19 protein-coding genes and 1 tRNA gene are annotated in these 18,214 nt (G+C 61.4%); 14 read left to right on the top strand and 6 right to left on the bottom strand.

Annotated features, from left to right (window positions below; genetic code table 11):
• Nucleotide 1: 1 nt before the first annotated feature.
• Nucleotides 2-919 carry a LysR family transcriptional regulator gene (locus J2046_RS17370; RefSeq protein WP_210053906.1) on the bottom strand — a complete coding sequence of 306 codons (918 nt, stop codon included), beginning with the start codon at nt 917-919 and terminating at the stop codon, nt 2-4.
• A gap of 143 nt (nt 920-1,062) precedes the next feature.
• On the opposite strand from J2046_RS17370, the gene J2046_RS17365 reads away from it, so the two are divergent.
• From J2046_RS17365 to J2046_RS17355, 3 genes are all read left to right on the top strand, one after another.
• Entirely contained in the window at nt 1,063-2,520 is a 1,458-nt protein-coding gene (locus J2046_RS17365; protein ID WP_210053904.1) for an MFS transporter, read from the top strand.
• 95 nt (nt 2,521-2,615) lie between these two features.
• The gene (locus J2046_RS17360) at nt 2,616-4,028 is read left to right on the top strand and encodes a lipopolysaccharide biosynthesis protein (RefSeq protein ID WP_210053901.1); all 1,413 of its coding nucleotides are present in this window, start codon (nt 2,616-2,618) and stop codon (nt 4,026-4,028) included.
• A 2-nt stretch (nt 4,029-4,030) separates the two neighbouring features.
• Complete coding sequence (locus J2046_RS17355) at nt 4,031-5,308, top strand: GNAT family N-acetyltransferase (RefSeq protein ID WP_210053900.1); 1,278 nt, start codon at nt 4,031-4,033, stop codon at nt 5,306-5,308.
• A 3-nt stretch (nt 5,309-5,311) separates the two neighbouring features.
• On the opposite strand, the gene J2046_RS17350 is transcribed toward J2046_RS17355, so the two are convergent.
• Nucleotides 5,312-6,946, bottom strand: coding sequence for an AMP-binding protein (locus J2046_RS17350; protein ID WP_210053899.1), 1,635 nt, complete (start codon nt 6,944-6,946; stop codon nt 5,312-5,314).
• A gap of 226 nt (nt 6,947-7,172) precedes the next feature.
• On the opposite strand from J2046_RS17350, the gene J2046_RS17345 reads away from it, so the two are divergent.
• Nucleotides 7,173-7,257 (top strand) — tRNA-Leu (locus J2046_RS17345).
• A gap of 127 nt (nt 7,258-7,384) precedes the next feature.
• Here the strand turns inward: J2046_RS17345 and J2046_RS17340 are convergent.
• Nucleotides 7,385-8,119: a hypothetical protein gene (locus tag J2046_RS17340; RefSeq protein WP_210053897.1), complete on the bottom strand. Its 735-nt coding sequence runs from the start codon at nt 8,117-8,119 to the stop codon at nt 7,385-7,387.
• 231 nt (nt 8,120-8,350) lie between these two features.
• Between J2046_RS17340 and J2046_RS17335 the strand changes: the two genes are divergently transcribed.
• Nucleotides 8,351-8,860, top strand: coding sequence for a disulfide bond formation protein B (locus J2046_RS17335; protein WP_411828514.1), 510 nt, complete (start codon nt 8,351-8,353; stop codon nt 8,858-8,860).
• A 42-nt stretch (nt 8,861-8,902) separates the two neighbouring features.
• On the opposite strand, the gene J2046_RS17330 is transcribed toward J2046_RS17335, so the two are convergent.
• Both J2046_RS17330 and J2046_RS17325 read right to left on the bottom strand, forming a co-directional pair.
• Entirely contained in the window at nt 8,903-9,460 is a 558-nt protein-coding gene (locus J2046_RS17330) for an HNH endonuclease (protein WP_037157127.1), read from the bottom strand.
• A gap of 102 nt (nt 9,461-9,562) precedes the next feature.
• Nucleotides 9,563-10,261 (bottom strand): DNA-3-methyladenine glycosylase family protein, encoded by a 699-nt coding sequence (locus J2046_RS17325; RefSeq protein WP_210053894.1) that lies wholly within the window; start codon nt 10,259-10,261, stop codon nt 9,563-9,565.
• On the opposite strand from J2046_RS17325, the gene gluQRS reads away from it, so the two are divergent.
• Nucleotides 10,245-11,141, top strand: a complete 897-nt coding sequence (gene gluQRS, locus J2046_RS17320) for a tRNA glutamyl-Q(34) synthetase GluQRS (RefSeq protein ID WP_210053892.1) — start codon at nt 10,245-10,247, stop codon at nt 11,139-11,141. The two genes, J2046_RS17325 and gluQRS, sit on opposite strands and share 17 nt — an antisense overlap.
• Here the strand turns inward: gluQRS and J2046_RS17315 are convergent.
• A complete protein-coding gene (locus J2046_RS17315; protein ID WP_052183099.1) occupies nt 11,070-12,044 on the bottom strand; it encodes a YihY/virulence factor BrkB family protein in 975 nt (324 codons plus the stop codon). The two genes, gluQRS and J2046_RS17315, sit on opposite strands and share 72 nt — an antisense overlap.
• A gap of 70 nt (nt 12,045-12,114) precedes the next feature.
• Between J2046_RS17315 and J2046_RS17310 the strand changes: the two genes are divergently transcribed.
• From J2046_RS17310 to J2046_RS17275, 8 genes are all read left to right on the top strand, one after another.
• Nucleotides 12,115-12,948 carry an SDR family oxidoreductase gene (locus J2046_RS17310; protein WP_037157121.1) on the top strand — a complete coding sequence of 278 codons (834 nt, stop codon included), beginning with the start codon at nt 12,115-12,117 and terminating at the stop codon, nt 12,946-12,948.
• Nucleotides 12,949-12,965: 17 nt separating this feature from the next.
• Complete coding sequence (locus J2046_RS17305) at nt 12,966-13,169, top strand: twin transmembrane helix small protein (RefSeq protein ID WP_037157119.1); 204 nt, start codon at nt 12,966-12,968, stop codon at nt 13,167-13,169.
• A gap of 16 nt (nt 13,170-13,185) precedes the next feature.
• Entirely contained in the window at nt 13,186-13,758 is a 573-nt protein-coding gene (locus J2046_RS17300; protein ID WP_210053889.1) for a cob(I)yrinic acid a,c-diamide adenosyltransferase, read from the top strand.
• Nucleotides 13,759-13,786: 28 nt separating this feature from the next.
• Complete coding sequence (locus J2046_RS17295) at nt 13,787-14,533, top strand: rhomboid family intramembrane serine protease (protein WP_037157115.1); 747 nt, start codon at nt 13,787-13,789, stop codon at nt 14,531-14,533.
• Nucleotides 14,534-14,673: 140 nt separating this feature from the next.
• Complete coding sequence (locus J2046_RS17290) at nt 14,674-15,420, top strand: electron transfer flavoprotein subunit beta/FixA family protein (RefSeq protein ID WP_037157342.1); 747 nt, start codon at nt 14,674-14,676, stop codon at nt 15,418-15,420.
• Between the two features lie 23 nt (nt 15,421-15,443).
• Entirely contained in the window at nt 15,444-16,373 is a 930-nt protein-coding gene (locus J2046_RS17285; RefSeq protein ID WP_210053868.1) for an electron transfer flavoprotein subunit alpha/FixB family protein, read from the top strand.
• A gap of 169 nt (nt 16,374-16,542) precedes the next feature.
• Complete coding sequence (locus J2046_RS17280; RefSeq protein ID WP_210053866.1) at nt 16,543-17,424, top strand: 3-hydroxybutyryl-CoA dehydrogenase; 882 nt, start codon at nt 16,543-16,545, stop codon at nt 17,422-17,424.
• Nucleotides 17,425-17,544: 120 nt separating this feature from the next.
• Nucleotides 17,545-18,201, top strand: a complete 657-nt coding sequence (locus J2046_RS17275) for a hypothetical protein (protein ID WP_210053865.1) — start codon at nt 17,545-17,547, stop codon at nt 18,199-18,201.
• Nucleotides 18,202-18,214 lie beyond the last annotated feature (13 nt).

Genomic DNA, 18,214 nt, shown 5'->3' with positions numbered 1-18,214 from the left:
TTTAAGCTTCGGCGCGGCCTTGCCCTGCCGAAGCGGCGCAAACGTCCCTCACACAGCCACGCAGCCAGCGATGCGCCGGATCGGCATCCATTCTCGGATGCCAGAAGAGGGATATCGTGATCTCCGGCACCGGTACCGGAAGGGCAAAGCTGAACATATCCGCCCGCAGGTCACGCGTATGGTATTCGGGAACCGTTGCGACCAGATCCGATGCCCGAGCAAGGGCCAGCGCCGCGGCAAAGCCGCCGACCATCGTCCCGATCTCTCGCCTGATCCCCTGAATTTCAAGGATATCGTCCAGATAGCCTTTCTCGGAACCGCGCCGAGAGACGAGCACATGCCTGGCTGCGGCATAGCGGGACGGCGTCATTTGACCGGCGCTCAGCGGATGGTCTGCACGAACGACGCCGACGAAGCGGTCGCTGAACAATGCCTGCACCCGAACCTCAGGACCGGTTGCCTTGCCGATTACGCCAGTCTCCATGTCGACGCTGCCGTCGCGCAAGGGACCGCTGTCCTTGTCCTGCTTCGGCACGAAGCGGAGCCGCACGCCGGGCGCTTCCCGGTTCACCCGAGCAATGAGATCCGGGCCGAAATTCTCCACGAAACCGTCGCTTGCGCGAAGCGTGAACGTCCGGGTCAGCTTTGAAAGATCGAGTGCCTCAGCCGGCCGCAGCACCGCTTCGACCTCTTCGAGAAGCAGGCCGACGCGCTCGCTGAGTTCGAGCGCCCTTGGCGTCGGCACGAGACCGCGCCCTGCCCTCACCAGCAGCGGATCGCCCGTCGCCTCCCGCAATCGCGCCAGCGCCCGGCTCATGGCCGAAGGGCTGAGTCTGAGCCGCCGGGCGGCACGGGCCACGCTGCCTTCCGCAAGCAGCGCATCAAGGGTGACAAGCAGGTTGAGGTCCGGATGTGACATGCGCCGAACAATAGCACGGACCTCGCCGAATGATATGGCGCCAGATGCACGAATAAAATGCAAATGATGCGCGTTCCGCCACGATAGGCCTGAGGCTAGATTTACCGCGCCGACCATGCAGGCGGCAGAACGGAGCCTCGGAGATGTCACCGATCACCATACCGACCCCCGCGACGGGCACGGCGGAAAGTATTCCTCCGAGCCGGAAGGCGCTTGTCGCCCTGTCGCTCTCGATCTTGTTGTCGTCGCTCGGCACGAGCAGCGCGAATGTCGCCCTGCCGACGCTCGCGCAGGCGTTCTCGGCCTCCTTCCAGGACGTGCAATGGGTGCTGCTGGCCTATCTCCTCGCCATCACGACGCTCATCGTCGGCGCCGGCAGGCTGGGTGACATGATTGGCAGACGCCGGCTTCTTCTCTCCGGAATCGCGCTGTTCACCATCGCCTCGATCCTCTGCGGCACCGCTCCCACACTCGGCATTCTGATCGCCGCCCGTGCGGCGCAGGGCGCTGGCGCCGCCATCATGATGGCGCTTGCCATGGCGTCTGTCGCGGATATCGTGCCGAAAGCCAAAACCGGCAGCGCGATGGGATTGCTCGGAACCATGTCGGCGGTCGGGACGGCTCTCGGGCCTTCTCTCGGCGGCATCCTCATCGCGACGGCAGGCTGGCCGGCGATCTTCCTCGTCAATGTGCCGGTCGGCGTCACAGCCATTCTTCTCATTCGTCGGCATCTCCCCGATGACCACAAGGAAAGATCCGAGCCGCATCCGGGTTTCGACGGCACGGGAACACTTCTGCTTGCCGCAACACTCGCGGCCTACGCCCTGGCGATGACCATGGGCAAAGGTCGCTTCGGTCCCCTCAATCTCGGGCTGCTCGCAGCAGCGTTGGCCGGGCTTGGCCTCTTCGTTCTCGCCGAAGCGAAAACCCGCTCACCGCTGCTGCGATTGTCGATGCTGCGTAATGCCGCTCTGAGCTCTGGCCTGGCGATGAGCGCGATTATTTCGGCGGTCATCATGACGACGCTGGTGGTCGGTCCCTTCTACCTGTCGCACGCGCTTGGCCTCGATGCGGCCGGAGTGGGGCTCGTACTTTCGGCCGGGCCGGTCGTTTCAGCGCTGACGGGCATCCCCGCTGGCCGCATCACCGATCGTTTCGGCGCACGCTCGGCGACGATCATCGGGCTGACCGGCATGGCTGCCGGGGCCTGCCTGCTCGCAACCCTGCCGGCAACGTACCGCATCCCAGGTTATCTTCTCCCCATCATCCTCACGACGATGGGCTATGCGCTCTTCCAGGCGGCCAACAACACGGGCATTATGGCCGATATCCACTCCGGGGAGAGGGGCGTGATTTCGGGGATGCTCAACCTGTCCCGCAATCTCGGCCTCACGACCGGCGCTTCGGTCATGGGGGCGGTATTTGCCGCCGCCACCGGCGCAGATATTGGCATCGCCTCTCCGGGGGCCGTAGCCACGGGCATGCGATCGGCCTTTGCCATCGCCACCGGGCTCGTTGTCGCAGCACTCGCCCTCGCAGTGATCGGCCACGGCACTGCGGCCGGCCGGGTCGAAAGCCGCGACCAGAGCGGAAGATCGTGAATACTTTGACGGCCCGGCGAACCCTTTCTTAACCCTGCTGTGGCAACACTTTCCGCCATTGTTCCCGTCGTCGTTACGAGTATTGCGTGCCCATCATGGCGGTTATCGAAACAGCGGAGAGATTGCTTCCGCCTGGCTTACGTGCCCGGCTCGCCCCGCTGATACGCAAGCTCGACGCGATCATCACTGATGACAACGAAACGAGCCGCGCCCAGCGGCAGGCGCTCACCGCCTTCGTCATCCGTGTCGCCAGTGCCGCCATCGCCTTCGTCTCGCAGATCGTTCTTGCCCGCCTGATGGGCGAATTCGAATACGGCATCTTCGCTTTCGTCTGGGTTCTGGTCGTGCTCGCCGGCAACCTGTCCTGCCTCGGCTTCCACACCTCCGTCATCCGTTTCCTGCACCAGCACAGAGCGCGGGGCGAGATGGCGACGGTGCGCGGACTTAATCTCGCCGTCCGCCTCGTGGCGCTTGCCTCGGCGAGCACGGTCGCGGGCCTCGGCTTTCTTTTCCTGTATGTCTTCGGTGACAGGATCGAACCCTATTACCTCATTCCGGTCGCACTCTCATTTTTCACCATACCGATGATTGCGCTGGGAGACGTGCTGGACGGAACCGCGCGCTCGAACGGCTGGACAGCGACGGCGCTGAGCCCCACCTATCTGATCCGGCCCACGCTGATCCTCGCCTTCATGCTTCTCGCTCTCTGGCTCGGCGCGCCGCTCACAGCCGTCACCGCCATGCAGGCGGCACTTGCCGCAACCTATGTCACGACGCTTTCGCAGCTCCTACGCCTGACATTGCGGCTGCGCCGGGAATACGGCACCGGCCCGACGACGTTCGAGACGGCCGCCTGGTTCCGCTATTCGCTGCCGCTTTTCCTGGTCGACGGCATCGGCTTCCTGCTGACCAATGCCGATGTCGTGGTTGTCGGCCTTTATCTCCCGCCGGATCAGGTCGGCATCTATTATGCGGCCGCCAAGACCATCGTGCTGGTCCAGTTCGTCTATTTCTCGATCAAGGCCGCCGCCGGCCCCCGCTTTTCCGCGATCATGGCTGAGGAGGACATGACCGCACTCGCCGCCTTTGCCGGTCAGACCACCCGCTGGAGCTTCTGGCCGTCTCTTGCGATCGGCCTTTGCGCCCTTGCCGCCGGCGAAATGCTGCTCTCGCTCTTCGGCCCCGGCTTCACGGCCGGATACCCGCTGATGGCGATCCTATTCGCCGGTATTCTGGCCAAATCGATGGTCGGTCCCGGCGAAGTGCTGCTTAGCATGGCCGGTCGCCAGAACCTCTGCGTGCTGCTTTACGCCGCAACCCTTGCCGTAAGCATCGGCCTCAACATAGTGTTGATCCCGCCGCTCGGGCTCACCGGGGCCGCCATGGCGACAGCCGCCGCTATGATGGTCGAAGCCATCCTGTTGCATGTTGCCGTCCGCCGGACGCTCGGCATTGTGCTCTTCGCCTTCGCCGGCCCCGTGCCCTCCGTTCCTTCAAAGGCTTCGTGATCATGGCCCAACCTCCGATCAGTGGCGAATTCGAAGACAATGGCGGCGGCGGGCTTTCCGTAATCCGGACTTTCCGCGCCGACCGTCCCGATGCCGATACCCGCCTGCGTGTCGGCCGCCCGGGGCGCGAGCTTTGCCTCTATCCCGCAGCGCTCGGCTACGACCTGCAGGAAGAGCTCGAATTCCTGTCGAACCGCGCCATGGAACCGAACATCTTCTTCTCGGCCCGGCTGCTGGCCCCCGCGATGCCGCGCGTCGACGACAAGCAGGTGCACCTGGCGCTGATCCGCGACGAGAGCAACAACCGCAGCCGGCTCCGGCTGCTGATGCCCTTTACGATCGAAAGACCGGGCTTCTCGATCGGCGCGTCGATCATCCGCACCTGGGCAAACCCGTTCGGCCCGCTCGGCACCCCGCTCGTCGATGCCGAAGATGCGGCCGAGACGATCGACAACCTTCTGGAAGCTCTGGCCCTGCGGGAGGCGCGGCTTCCTTCCGTGCTCGTGCTGCCGGACGTGCGGCTCAACGGCCGCTTCGCACAGCTTGCCAAGGCGGTTGCCATCAGCCGGAACCTGCCGGTCACCGTGACCGATCCGTTCCAGAGACCGATGCTGGAGAGCTTGGCTGACGGCGAGACCTACCTGAAGCACGCGATCTCCCCGCATCACGTTCGTGAGATGCGCCGCCTCTGGCGCAAACTGGAAACCAAGGGGACGCTCGCCTATTCCGTCGCGCGCCAGCCGGAAGAGGTCCGGGTACGCATGGAAGAGTTCCTTCTGCTCGAAGCCAAGGGCTGGAAGGGCCGGCGCCGCTCGGCGCTCATCAACGACCGATACCGTTCGGCCTTCGCCCGCGAGGCGATCACCAACCTTGCCGAGGTCGACGCGGTGCGTATCCATACCGTCGATTTCGACGGCCGCGCCATTGCCTCGCTCATCGTCTTCGTTATGGCCGGCGAGGCCTATACCTGGAAGACGGCCTATGACGAGGATTTTGCCTCCTACTCGCCAGGCAAGCTCCTGATGATCAAGCTCACCGAATGGCATCTGGAAGACGCCAACATCATGCGTACCGATAGCTGCGCCGTGCCGGATCATCCGATCATGAGCCGGTTCTGGGAAGAGCGCGAGGAAATGGGCACGCTGGTCATCGGGCTCAACCAGAACGGCGACCGCGACGTGCGTCAGGTGGCCGCCCAGCTTCACCGCTATCGCAACACCCGCAACATGGCCCGTATCCTGAGAGAGAAGATCCTGTCGATCGCCGGCCGCGGAGACTGAAATCTATTCCGCGGCCGCCTTCTCGCGCAGCAGCCGGCGGATGACCTTGCCGGTAGTCGTCAGCGGAATGTCGTCGACGAAAGCGATCTCGCGCGGATATTCGTGCATGGACAGCCGCGTCTTCACCCATTCGCGGATTTCCGCCGCAAGCGCGTCGCTTGGGCTGTACCCTGGCGCTACGACGACATAAGCCTTGATGATTTCGGTGCGGACCGGATCGGGCTTTCCGATGGCGGCCGCAAGCCTTACCGCCGGATGGCCCGTCAGACAGTCCTCGATCTCGCTCGGACCGATGCGGTAACCGGATGAAGTAATGACGTCGTCGTCACGGCCGACGAATTCCACATAGCCATCTTCATCCTGCCGGCCGAGATCGCCGGTCATCAGCCAGTCTCCGACGAACTTGACCTTCGTTGCGGCTTCGTCGTTCCAGTAGCCGAGGAACATCACCGGATCTGGCCGGCGGATGGCGATCTGGCCCATTTTGCCAACCGGCACCTCGATGCCCTTCTCATCAACGATGGCCACGTGGTGGCCGGGCACGGCGCGCCCGATCGCACCGCCGCGCGAGACGCCGAGATTGGACGCCGATCCCAGAACGAAATTGCACTCCGTCTGGCCGAACAGTTCGTTGACCGTCACTCCCAGCGCTGATTTCGCCCATTCATAGGTCTCGCGCCCGAGCGCCTCGCCCGCCGAGGCGATCGTGCGAAGTTTCAGATCGTATTTTTCGAGCGGCTTCTCCACCGATTTCATCAGCCGCAACGCCGTCGGCGGAATGAAGGCATTGCGTACCCTCATCTCCGCCATGATGCGGAAGGCCATGTCGGCGTCGAATTTCTGCGCCGGCGACGAGACTACCGGTATTCCGAGCATCAGCGCCGGCATCAGCACGTTGAGCAGTCCGCCTGCCCAGGCCCAGTCGGACGGCGTCCAGATCCTGTCGCCTTCCTGCGGCGCGAATTCATGGCCGAGCTGGAAGCCGGGAATATGGCCGGCGAGCACCCGGTGGCCGTGCAGCGCGGCTTTCGGTGGACCGGTCGTGCCGGACGTAAAGATCATCAGCGCCGGATCGTCAGGACCGGTCTCGGCCACTTCGAAAAGTGGCGGATGAGCGGAAATCAGCGTGTCGAACGAGATCAGGCCTGTGCCAAGCGGCGCATCCTCGGTGACGATCACATGCTTGAGGTCCGGCAGCTTGTTCCTGAGACCGGCAAGCCGCGTGAGGCCAAACGCGTTGGTCACGATGGCCGCGGCACCCGATGCCTTCAACCGGTATTCCAGCGCCTCCGCCCCGAAGAGCAAAGCAAGCGGCAGGGCGATACCGCCCATCTTGTAGATCGCCACATGGGCGATGACCGTCTCGAAACTCTGCGGCAGGAGAAGCGCGATCCGGTCGCCACGCTTCAAACCGAGCGACAGGAAGGCGTTGGCGAGCGACGCAGACCGCCCCGATAGCGCGCCATAGGTCAGTGCCAGATGCCGGCCGTCCGGGCTGAAATGCTCAAGACAGATGCGGTCGGGATGCTCCGCGGCCCAGGCGTCGCTGACCACTTCGCCCATATTGAACCTGGATGGAATATTCCAGGCGAAATCGCGGATGAGGTCCTCATAGGAGGCGCCGGCAGGCAGTTTCATGGGCAATGTTTCTCATTTTGCTGCACCAGCTAACATGTTCGAAACTTAAAGCACAAGAGGACCGCCGGGGGGACCTAGGTGTGCGGAAGCCCGTTAACGTAAGGAGCTATCGGGAACAGGCTGCAAGGCAGTATCGGACTTGTCACAGTCTTTCGAGATGGTAACCGGCACTTCATTCTTGCATCGGCTTGCAGCCCCGTGCTAGAGCGCTTGCCGTTACCAAAGTGCCCCGTTGGCGGAATTGGTAGACGCGCCTGACTCAAAATCAGGTTCCGAAAGGAGTGCTGGTTCGATTCCGGCACGGGGCACCATTTCAATTTCCGCGCTTTGATTTCATTTGCGAATGACCTGCCACTGAAGTTTCAAACGGCTCCGACTAGAGCCTTGGTGGTCGCACTGATCCCAAACATTGGACCGCCGGGAATTGGAGTTTTCCGGTCAGCTGGCCTCCCAGAAAGAGCTGGAGTCCCTGATGATCTTTTTGATCCCTTTTTCCTCTCTCCAGTTCCGGCCGATGTCCCTGATCACCGGTTTGTTCTCAGGGGAGAAAATATAGTTGTCGTATTTGCGGACATAGGCCTGAAGGGGCTGATTAACATCTGAATAGAATTGCTTTTCCGGATCTTTTGTTACGTCCATAAGCCCGGCACATGCACGGGCAAAGGGACCTCTCAGGATTGACGGCGAGGTCGTAAAGATCGGCCTGCGCGTAAATTTCGGAAGCTTCACGCCGGCAAGCCTGAAGTATTCGTTCTTCCGGTGAAGATGTCCGTTTTTCTTGACGTCCCAATTCTTCTCCTCGGTATGGAAGGAGATCTGAGCGACAGTAGGGTCGGAAAAGGGTTCGAAGGCCTCCTCACCGATATCAGTCAAGGCAACCCAATCGTCCTCGAAATGCATGACGAAATCGGCAGTTGTCGCCAGCCACAGTCTGTGGACTGCGTTGGCGAATCCGGGGGCCTCCGGCTCGAAAAGCACGCCCGTCGGAAAATGGCCCCGAAACAGCGAAACACAGGCCTCGTGATCCTTGGCGTCGCCGAAGATCGGGTCAAGGTTCATGTAGACGTCGACAAGATCGATGTTGCTGAAAATCCGTTGTGACAGGCTCGAAAGGGTTTCGGAGAGCAGATCCGGCCGTCGGGCTGAAACTATGCAGACATCCGTCTTGAACATGAATTGTATCTTTACCGAGTACATGGCTGCGGCTTGCAGCCGGGAACCGATCGCCGATCGTCGCGCTATTTCCGGATAGCCTTCTTTTGGAGAAATAACACCACAAATCCTCCGCAAACTCACGAAAAAGTGCCGGAATGGAGACGATGTGTCTCGCCCGCGATCATTTACAGCACTGCCTGATCTGCTCTAAGTGAGCCAAAAATGAAACAGGAGAAGAGCGCAATGGCGCTGACAGCTTCCACCCCTCGCTCCCGCGCCGGTATCGGCTACGCCGTTCTCGTCACGCTCGGCATGGCCGCGACCGTGGGCGGTGCGCTCGCCTTCCAGTATATCGGCGGCTATATTCCCTGTGCGCTCTGCCTGCTGCAGCGCGACCCCTACTATTACGGCATTCCGGTCGGCATTCTGGCCATTATCGCCGCCGCAATCGGTCTGCCCGCCTGGGTCACCCGTGCGCTGCTCGTCGTTATCGGCGTGATGATGCTCGTCGGCACCGGCATGGGCGTCTATCACTCGGGCGTCGAATGGGGCTTCTGGGAGGGTCCGGCGAGCTGCGGAGGCGGCGCCGGCGTGACCACCAATGCCGGCAACCTGCTCGCCGATCTCAACGCCGTGCATGGCCCCTCGTGCACGGAAGCGGCGCTCCGTGTGCTGGGCCTGTCCTTCGCGGGCTGGAACGTCATCGCCAGCGTCATCCTCGCAGCCATCGCATTCGTCGGTGCGAAAAAGGCCGCCTGAGGCGGCCTTCACATGATCGAACCCTTCTGATGGCCGGCCGCCTTACGGCTGCAGTTCCGTATCCCAGTAAAGATAGTCCATCCAGCTTTCATGCAGGTAGTTCGGCGGGAAGAGCCTGCCATTGTTGTGCAGATCCTGCACCGTCGGCTGGTAGGGCTTCTGATGCGGGAACATGCCGGCCTGCTTCGGCAGCTTGCTGCCCTTTCTGAGGTTGCAGGGCGAACAGGCCGCCACGACATTCTCCCAGGTCGTCTCGCCGCCATGGGCGCGGGGGATGACGTGATCGAAGGTGAGATCGTCATGCTCGCCGCAATACTGGCACTCGAACTTGTCGCGCAGGAAGACGTTGAACCGGGTAAAGGCCGGGTTTCGGGTCGGTTGGACGTAAGTCTTGAGGCTGACGACGCTCGGCAGTCTCATCGAAAAACTCGGCGAGCAGACCGACTGTTCGTATTCCGCGATGATGTTCACCCGGTCGAGGAAAACCGCCTTGATCGCGTCCTGCCAGGACCACAGCGACAAGGGATAATAACTCAGCGGCCGGTAGTCAGCGTTCAGCACGAGCGCCGGCAGGGCCTGCGGGGAGACTGCAATCGTCAAGTGACGCTCCTACCCGATTCGGCATCTGTACTTTCTATATTAGGTCTGTTGTTACAGGATTGTGAAGCCCAATAAATGCAGTGAGATAACTCGACCCCGCCTTCACACCAGGGGCGTGACGCTGCGACGCATTTTCGCCGCGTAGTAAGCCCAGAAAAGCCGCGCCGCGACTGATCGCCACGGGCTCCAGAGTTCCGCCATGGACGCCAGATTCTTGGCCAAGGGACGAGCCTCCAGGCCGAACGCATGCGCGACCGCCGCCTGCAACGCCACGTCCCCGGCGGGAAAGATATCCCGATGGCCGCTGCTGAACATCAGATAGACTTCCGCCGTCCACGGGCCGATGCCGGGAAGCGCGGTTATCCGCCGGATCGCTTCCGCCGTTTCGAATTCGCCGATGGTATCGAGATCGAAACGCCCTTCCGAAATAGCTGTGGAAAGATTGAGAAGCGTCGCCGCCTTTACCCGCGAGAGGCCGAATGTCGCAACAACATCCGGGGAAAGCGCCGCATAATCGGCGGCCGTTACAGGCCCCACCGCAGTGATTCGCCTCCAGATCGCTTCCGCGCTCGCTCTCGATACCATTTGGGATACGATGATCGAGGCAAGGCCTTCGAAACCGGGCCTGCTGAGGCGCAGCGGCACTGGGCCGGAGGCTTCGACGATCGCTTCAAGCCGCGGGTCAAGGCGGACAAGCGCATCGAGGCCTGCCTCGATATCCGAATGGTCGCGGATGATATCCATCAGGCCCTTCAGCCTTTCCCATGGCCGTTTGTCAAAAAGCATGGCAGAAGAAGCCATGCCCGCCCTGTCCCTTGATAAACCGGTCTATCGTTTTGCGCCAAGCCCGAACGGCCTGCTTCACCTTGGCCACGCGCTGTCGGCGGTCCTCAACCATGACATGGCAAAAAATGCGAACGGGCGCTTCCTGCTGCGCATCGAGGACATCGACCTCACCCGCTGCACGCCGGAATTCGAGGAGGCGATCTATCGCGATCTTTCCTGGCTTGGGCTGGACTGGGAAAAACCGGTATGGCGGCAATCGGAGCATTTCGACGACTATCGCGCCGCGCTGGACCGGCTGATGGAAATGGGCCTTGTCTATCCCGCCTTCCTGACCCGCGGAGAGGTGAAGGCCAGGGTCGCGGAGCATGAGGAGAGCGGGAAGAGCTGGCCTCGCGATCCCGACGGGTCGCCGCTCTATCCCGAGGATGACAGGCATCGCAGCGAGACGGAACGGCAGTTACTGATTGCAAAGGGCGTGCGGCACGCTTTCCGGCTCGATATGCACAAGGCGCTCCGGTTGACGGGCGATGCGTTGAAATGGACGGAGACGGGTGACGACGCACGCGGCGAAATCACTGCGCACCCCACGGCCTGGGGCGACGTGGTGCTTTCCCGCTCCGATGCGCCGTCGAGCTATCATCTTTCGGTAACGGTGGACGATGCGGCCCAGGGCATTACCCATGTGGTGCGCGGGCTGGACCTTTTCGAAGCGACCGCCGTGCATCGGTTATTGCAGGAATTGCTTGAGCTTCCGCAACCCGTCTATCACCACCACAGGCTGATCCTTGGGCCGGACGGCAAGAAACTCTCGAAAAGCGAGGGCTCAACGGGGCTCGCGGCGCTCCGCGACCAGGGGTTCGCTCCCCACGACATCCGCCGCCTCGTCGGTCTTTGAGAGCGCTTCCTCGCGCCGGCGACGCTCATTCCTCAACCGGGAGAATACCGAATAAACCCGGTACTTCATCAGGGCGGCGTTGAGTTCGGCCCCCAGCATGAAAATCACGCCGACCATGTAGAGAAAAATCAGCACGATCATGATCGACGCCAGACCCGCATAGGTCGCGGCGTAATTGGCGAAGGTCGAGAGATAGGCAGCAAAGCCGAGGCCGAAGCCGATCCACAAGGCGATCGTCATCAGCACGCCCGGCAGGATGTCGATGATCCGCCGATGCCCCGCCGGAAGCCATTTATGCGACAGCAGGAGACCGATCATCAAAAGCAGCCCCGTGCCGTAAAGGCCCCAGTTGGCGGCCCTTGCCAGATCGCTGATCAGCCAGGGAAAGCGCGTTTCAGCGAACCGCATTGCAACAGGCACGGCAAGCAGAAGGATACTGATCACGGCAAAGATCACGACCGCGATCACCACATAGCCGAGGCTGGCGAGGCGCGTCACATACCAGGGTCGGGTTTCGGTGACGCGGTAGGCTCGATTGAGTGAAATCCGCAGCGCCTCGACCCCATTCGAAGCGAAATAGGCTGCCGCCAGCACGGATACGGTCAGAAGGCCGCCGCGAGGCATGGTCAGGACGCGCTGGATTTCGGATGCGATAGGTGCCGCGATATCCGCCGGCCAGGTATCGAAAAGCAGATGTATCGCCGTTTCGGAAAAACCGCCCGCCCCGAGGAAACCGGCCAGCGCCGTGCCGAAGATCAGGAATGGAAAGAGAGCCAGCAGGCCCGAGAGTGCCACATGACTCGCCATCGCCCAACCATCGTCGTCGGAAAAGTGGCAATAGGCATCCCAAAGCACCTTGAAGGCGAGTTTGTACCACCTGTAGGGCCGGTTTTCTTCGGACAAGGGCAACTCCGTTGTGGCTTGGCGCAAAATATGTGAGGAACCCTTTCGATTGTGCAAGGGATGAGATCAAATGGATGACAGGAGAACGATCATCGTCACCGGCTGTTCCTCCGGCATCGGTGCCCATTGCGCCCGTGCCCTGAAGGCGGATGGCTGGCGGGTTTTCGCGACCGTGCGCAAGGAGAGCGATCTGGCTCCGCTCGAAGCCGACGGCATCGAGGCTCTGCTAATGGACTATACGAAGCCCGAAACGATTGCCGCACTTGTGGAAACCGTGAAGGAGCGCACCGGCGGCCGGATCGACGCCCTCTTCAACAATGGTGCCTATGGCCAGGCGGGCGCCGTGGAGGATTTGTCGACCGACGTGCTGCGCGAACAGTTCGAAACGAATGTCTTCGGCTGGCACGAGCTGACGCGGCGGGTGATCCCGATCATGCGCGCAAAGGGCCACGGCCGCATCGTCAACTGCTCGTCGATCCTCGGCCTGCTGCCCTATCGCTATCGCGGCGCCTATACGGCTTCGAAACATGCGCTCGAAGGGCTCACCATCACGATGCGCATGGAGCTGGAAGGAAGTGGCATCCATGTGAGCCTCATCGAACCGGGGCCGATCGCCTCCCGTTTTACTGCCAACGCGCTCGCCAAGATCAAAGAGAATATCGATCTCGAAGGCTCGGTGCATGCCCAGCAATACAAGCGGCAGCTCAAGCGCCTCGATGGGAGAGGTCCGATCAGCCGCCACAAACTCGGACCCGAAGCGGTCTATGATGTCTTGACGCACGCCTTGACCGCGCCTCGCCCGAGGCCACATTATCTGGTAACGAAGCCCGCCAGGCAGGGCGCCTTCCTGAAAAGAATACTTCCGGCCGACCTCTTCTACAAACTCATGCGCCGGCTCGACTGAACGAAAGCAATCCTAGAATGTCCACTTTCACCACCGTCCTTACCGTGATCGTCATGGGGCTTGTCGTGATCGTCCTGATCCGCGGGCTGTTCAACATGATGAAGGGTACGGATGCGAACAAATCCAACAAGCTGATGCAATTGCGTATCCTCTTGCAGGCAATCGCAATCGTCCTCATCATGCTCACACTGTGGATCACGGGCGGCGGTCGCCCGAGCTGATTCTGATGATGGCGGGATGGTAAAGCTCAACAAGATTTACACGCGCACGGGTGACAAGGGCACGACGTCGCTGGTTTCCGGCCCCCGGCGGGAGAAATACGATCTCCGGGTCGAGGCTTACGGCACTGTCGACGAAACGAATTCGGCTGTCGGTCTGGCCCGGCTCCATACCGCAGGCATGGCCGAGCTCGATGCCATGCTCTTCCGCATCCAGAACGACCTCTTCGATCTCGGCGCCGATCTTGCAGCACCCGATACGGGCGAAGCACTCGACTACGAGCCGCTGCGCATCATCGAAGCCCAGGCAACCCGCCTGGAGACTGAGATCGATGCCCTGAATGCCCACCTCGATCCGCTCACGTCCTTCGTGTTGCCGGGCGGATCCCCTGCTGCTGCCCATCTGCATCTCGCCCGCACGGTCGCGCGTCGGGCCGAAAGGCTGATGGTGGAGCTTTCACGCGGTGAAACCATCGGTGCGGCGGCGCTGAAATACATCAACCGGCTTTCCGACTTCCTGTTCGTGGCGGCGCGCTTCGCCAACGATCATGGCAAGGCCGATATCCTCTGGGTTCCGGGAAAAAACCGCTGAAAGAGAAAGCGGGAGGGATTAAAGGCAAATGTTCATCCCGCTGCACGACGCCGTCGAACTGAAATATATCCGCGTCCAGTACGTGACGATCAGCATCATCGCCATCAACGTGCTGGTCTGGCTGTTCACGACCGTCGCCAGCCCGGCAATCGTCGAACACGCCTCGCTGGGCCTTGGCTTCATTCCGGCGGTGATATTCGATTACGCCGTGCTCGACCCGTCGCTCATCATTGTGCCGGACGATGCGACCTTCATCACCTACGCCTTCCTGCATCTGGATTTCTGGCACCTTGCCTCCAACATGCTGTTCCTCTGGGTCTTCGGCGACAATGTCGAGGACGCGCTGGGGCATGTCAGGTTCCTGATCTTCTACCTGGTTTGCGCTGCAGCCGGTGCCGCCCTTCACGGCCTCGTCGTGCCCTCATCAGAGGGCCCGTTGATCGGTGCTTCTGGCGCGATCTCCGGTGTCGTCGCGGCCTATTTCCTGCTTCATCCACGCGTCAGGGTCTGGGTGCTGGTTCTTTTCCGTATCCCGCTGCCGCTGCCCGCCTTCATTCCGCTGGCGCTCTGGATCGTGCAGCAATTCGCCATGCTGGCCCTGGACCTTGATGGCGCCGTTTCCTGGGGCGCACATGTCGGCGGCATCATCGCCGGCGCAGTCCTCGTCCTCTTCATGCGCCGCAAAGGCGTGCCGCTTTTCGACCGCGCCATCGTGACGCCGAAAGCGGTCGAACGGAAGTCGGGCGTGCCGCAGGTAATGGCCGTTCGCGAATAGATGTATGAGAAAACGGCAAGCTTTGACTGCAAATCCGCGTTGCAGTCGCGCGAAAAATGCGTATCCATGTCGCCCACTGACAAATGAGGAAGCGGTGAATGTCGCAATTTGCCGCCGGTGAGAAGTCGAGGAAGGACCCCATGAAGATCCTGGTGCCTGTGAAGCGAGTTGTCGATTACAACGTGAAGATCCGAGTGAAGGCGGACGGCACGGGTGTCGAGCTTCAGAACGTGAAGATGTCGATGAACCCGTTCGACGAGATTTCCGTCGAAGAGGCTCTGCGACTGAAGGAAGCGGGCAAGGCGGAAGAAGTGGTGGTCGTGTCGATCGGCCCGGCCAAGGCGGAAGAGACTTTGCGCACCGCGCTCGCCATGGGCGCCGACCGGGCGATCCTGGTCGAAACCGACGACGTGGTCGAACCGCTCGCCGTCGCCAAGATCCTGAAGGGTGTCGTGGAAGCCGAACAGCCGGGCCTGATCATCGTCGGCAAGCAGGCGATCGACGACGATTCCAACCAGACCGGCCAGATGCTGGCGGCCCTCCTCGGTTCGGCGCAAGCGACGTTTGCCTCGAAGATCGAGCTTTCCGAAGGCTCCGCAAAGGTGACCCGCGAAGTCGACGGCGGACTCCAGACGATCGAGGTCAAGCTGCCGGCGGTCATCACCACCGACCTTCGCCTCAACGAACCGCGTTATGCCTCGCTGCCGAACATCATGAAGGCAAAGAAGAAGCCGCTCGACAAGAAGACTCCGGGCGATTTCGGCGTCGATACCGCGCCGCGGCTGAAGGTCCTGAAGACGGAAGAGCCGGGCGGCCGCAAGGCGGGCGTCAAGGTAAAGTCGGTCGAGGAACTGGTCGCCAGCCTCAAGACCGCCGGCGTGCTCTAAGGGACGGATAGGGAGTAAACATCATGGCCATTCTTCTTCTGGCAGAACACGACAATTCGAGCCTGTCCGACCAAACCGCCAAGGCGCTGAGCGCGGCCTCCAGGATCGGCGGCGACGTGCATGTGCTGGTCGCCGGCTCCGGTGCCAGTGCGGCAGCCGATGCGGCGGCCAAACTTGCCGGCGTTTCCAAGGTCCTGCTCGCCGACAGCGCCGATTACGCCAACAAGCTCGCCGAACCGCTGGCGGCACTGGTCGTCTCGCTGGCTGGTGCCTATGACACGATCATCGCTCCGGCAACCGCCTCGGCCAAGAACATCATGCCGCGCGTCGCAGCGCTGCTCGACGTCATGCAGGTCTCGGAAATCATCGAAGTGATCTCCGCCGATACGTTCAAACGGCCGATCTACGCCGGCAACGCGATCCAGACGGTGCAAACGACCGACGCCAAGAAGGTCATCACGGTGCGCACCGCCTCTTTCCAAGCGGCCGGCGAGGGCGGCTCCGCTCCGGTCGAAACCGTATCGGCAGCGGCGAACCCGGGCGTTTCAAGCTTCGTATCGGATGCGCTCTCGTCGTCGGAGCGTCCGGAACTCACCTCGGCGAAAATCATCATCTCAGGCGGTCGGGCTCTCGGTTCGGCGGAAAAGTTCAAGGAAGTCATCCTTCCCGTGGCCGACAAGCTGGGTGCCGCCGTCGGCGCCTCCCGTGCCGCCGTCGATGCGGGCTATGCCCCGAACGACTGGCAGGTCGGTCAGACCGGCAAGGTGGTCGCTCCCGACCTCTACATCGCAGCCGGTATCTCGGGCGCCATCCAGCATCTCGCCGGCATGAAGGATTCCAAGGTCATCGTCGCCATCAACAAGGACGAGGAAGCACCGATCTTCCAGGTCGCCGACTATGGCATTGTCGGTGACCTTTTCGAGATCCTGCCACAGCTTGAAAAGGCGCTGTGAGCGATTTGAAGGCCTGTTCATTTCGCAAGCGCGAAAAATGCTGGCAAAACCGCAAATAGCGGAATAACAATCTGCCGGACTGCATCCATGTAGTCCGGCATTTTCATAAGATCGGCGCACGCGAACGTTAGCGTCAGCGCCTCGGGAGCAGAAACCCAGGAACGGAACAATGAGTTCGGCCATGAAGAATATCGGCGTCATCGGAGCGGGCCAGATGGGCTGCGGCATTGCACATGTTTCGGCGCTTGCCGGCTACAAGGTGCAGATGTACGACCTTTCCAAGGACCGGATCGAAGCGGCACTTGCCACCATCAACGGCAATCTCGCCCGGCAGGTAAGCAGCGGAAAACTGAGTGACGAAGAGCGGAAGGCAGCGCTTTCCCTCATTTCCGGCTCCGCCGATCTGAACGACCTCGCCCCCATGGACATGGTAATCGAGGCCGCGACCGAAGATGAAAGCGTCAAGCGCAAGATCTACGCTCAGGTCTGTCCGGTCCTGAAACCGGATGCCCTGCTTGCCACAAACACCTCGTCGCTCTCCATCACGCGGCTCGCCTCCGCCACCGACCGCCCGGAACGGTTCATGGGTATCCATTTCATGAACCCGGTGCCGGTGATGAAGCTTGTGGAACTGGTGCGCGGCATCGCTACCGACGAGCCGACCTTCAAGGCCGCCAAGGACTACGTGGCGACGCTCGAAAAAACGGCAACGGTCGCGGAAGATTTTCCGGCCTTCATCGTCAACCGCATCCTGCTGCCGATGATCAACGAGGCGATCTATACGCTTTACGAGGGCGTAGGCTCGGTGGAAGCCATCGACACGGCGATGAAGCTCGGCGCCAACCATCCGATGGGTCCGCTCCAACTCGCCGACTTCATCGGTCTCGACACCTGCCTGTCGATCATGCAGGTGCTGCACGACGGCTTGGCTGATTCGAAATACCGCCCCTGCCCGCTCCTCGTAAAATATGTCGAGGCCGGCTGGCTCGGTCGCAAATCCGGCCGCGGCTTCTACGACTATCGCGGCGAGACGCCGGTGCCGACGCGCTGAAATGGGCATTGCCGGAGACAACCTGATGCCTCGCCAAATGCAGCCTTAGGATTTACTCGGTAAGTAGACACGCGATACGTGTGATCCCTACATTGTCGTCATCGACTCGGGGGATCATCAATGCACAAATGCTCAATTCTCGTCCTGGCCGCTGCCTTGATCTGCGGCTGCACTTCCGAAAACCCAAGGACCATTGTCAGAAAGGCGGGCTACCTGACGACGGTCCCGCCCAGCACCAATTATGGCCCGGGTAACATCGTCTGGAAACGGGCGAACGCCTACAACGACAAGCAGGACGTATCCCTTGGCTACATCTGCTCGCCGGAATTCGTGAAGTTTCCCGGAAACCCCGAAAAATCCGGTGCCGAGATCACCGACTTCGGCAGCGCGAAAAATTTCTCGTTCAGCGCGGACAATCTCAAGGCGCTGGGGCTCGGCGTCAGCGCCAGCTATGTCAGCAACCTGACGATGAAGTTCAGCAATATCGAATATCAGGAATACGGGTTGGATAAACTCGAGATGATCGAGAACAGTCTTGGACCCGAATGCAGGAATATACTGAGGAAGCAGCGCGAGAAAGCCAATGCCCATATCGTCCGTGCTGTCTTCAAAGCGGACCTCGACTACAAGCTGACCTACAAGGCCGGGGTGGACGCCAATATCAAAGCCGCAATCGTCAGGGAGATCGCAGCCGAATTCGGTATCTCGGTCGAACGGAGCGAAGGCCGGGTTGGCCGCGGCCTCTTCTACGGAGTGGATCTGGCGCCGCTTTACTGAGCGGTGTCCAAAG

It is taken from the genome of Neorhizobium petrolearium (genome assembly GCF_017873175.1).
Taxonomy (GTDB): Bacteria; Pseudomonadota; Alphaproteobacteria; order Rhizobiales; family Rhizobiaceae; genus Neorhizobium; species Neorhizobium petrolearium.
This window is presented reverse-complemented; position numbering and strand designations above follow the sequence as displayed.

Bases quoted from the DNA above. Each gene is read 5' to 3' on its own strand.
- J2046_RS17370 (WP_210053906.1), bottom strand. From the start codon at position 919: ATGTCACATCCGGACCTCAACCTGCTTGTCACCCTTGATGCGCTGCTT.
- J2046_RS17365 (WP_210053904.1), top strand. From the start codon at position 1,063: ATGTCACCGATCACCATACCGACCCCCGCGACGGGCACGGCGGAAAGT.
- J2046_RS17360 (WP_210053901.1), top strand. From the start codon at position 2,616: ATGGCGGTTATCGAAACAGCGGAGAGATTGCTTCCGCCTGGCTTACGT.
- J2046_RS17355 (WP_210053900.1), top strand. From the start codon at position 4,031: ATGGCCCAACCTCCGATCAGTGGCGAATTCGAAGACAATGGCGGCGGC.
- J2046_RS17350 (WP_210053899.1), bottom strand. From the start codon at position 6,946: ATGAAACTGCCTGCCGGCGCCTCCTATGAGGACCTCATCCGCGATTTC.
- J2046_RS17340 (WP_210053897.1), bottom strand. From the start codon at position 8,119: ATGTTCAAGACGGATGTCTGCATAGTTTCAGCCCGACGGCCGGATCTG.
- gluQRS (WP_210053892.1), top strand. From the start codon at position 10,245: ATGGCAGAAGAAGCCATGCCCGCCCTGTCCCTTGATAAACCGGTCTAT.
- J2046_RS17325 (WP_210053894.1), bottom strand. From the start codon at position 10,261: ATGGCTTCTTCTGCCATGCTTTTTGACAAACGGCCATGGGAAAGGCTG.
- J2046_RS17310 (WP_037157121.1), top strand. From the start codon at position 12,115: ATGGATGACAGGAGAACGATCATCGTCACCGGCTGTTCCTCCGGCATC.
- J2046_RS17305 (WP_037157119.1), top strand. From the start codon at position 12,966: ATGTCCACTTTCACCACCGTCCTTACCGTGATCGTCATGGGGCTTGTC.
- J2046_RS17300 (WP_210053889.1), top strand. From the start codon at position 13,186: ATGGTAAAGCTCAACAAGATTTACACGCGCACGGGTGACAAGGGCACG.
- J2046_RS17295 (WP_037157115.1), top strand. From the start codon at position 13,787: ATGTTCATCCCGCTGCACGACGCCGTCGAACTGAAATATATCCGCGTC.
- J2046_RS17290 (WP_037157342.1), top strand. From the start codon at position 14,674: ATGAAGATCCTGGTGCCTGTGAAGCGAGTTGTCGATTACAACGTGAAG.
- J2046_RS17285 (WP_210053868.1), top strand. From the start codon at position 15,444: ATGGCCATTCTTCTTCTGGCAGAACACGACAATTCGAGCCTGTCCGAC.
- J2046_RS17280 (WP_210053866.1), top strand. From the start codon at position 16,543: ATGAGTTCGGCCATGAAGAATATCGGCGTCATCGGAGCGGGCCAGATG.
- J2046_RS17275 (WP_210053865.1), top strand. From the start codon at position 17,545: ATGCACAAATGCTCAATTCTCGTCCTGGCCGCTGCCTTGATCTGCGGC.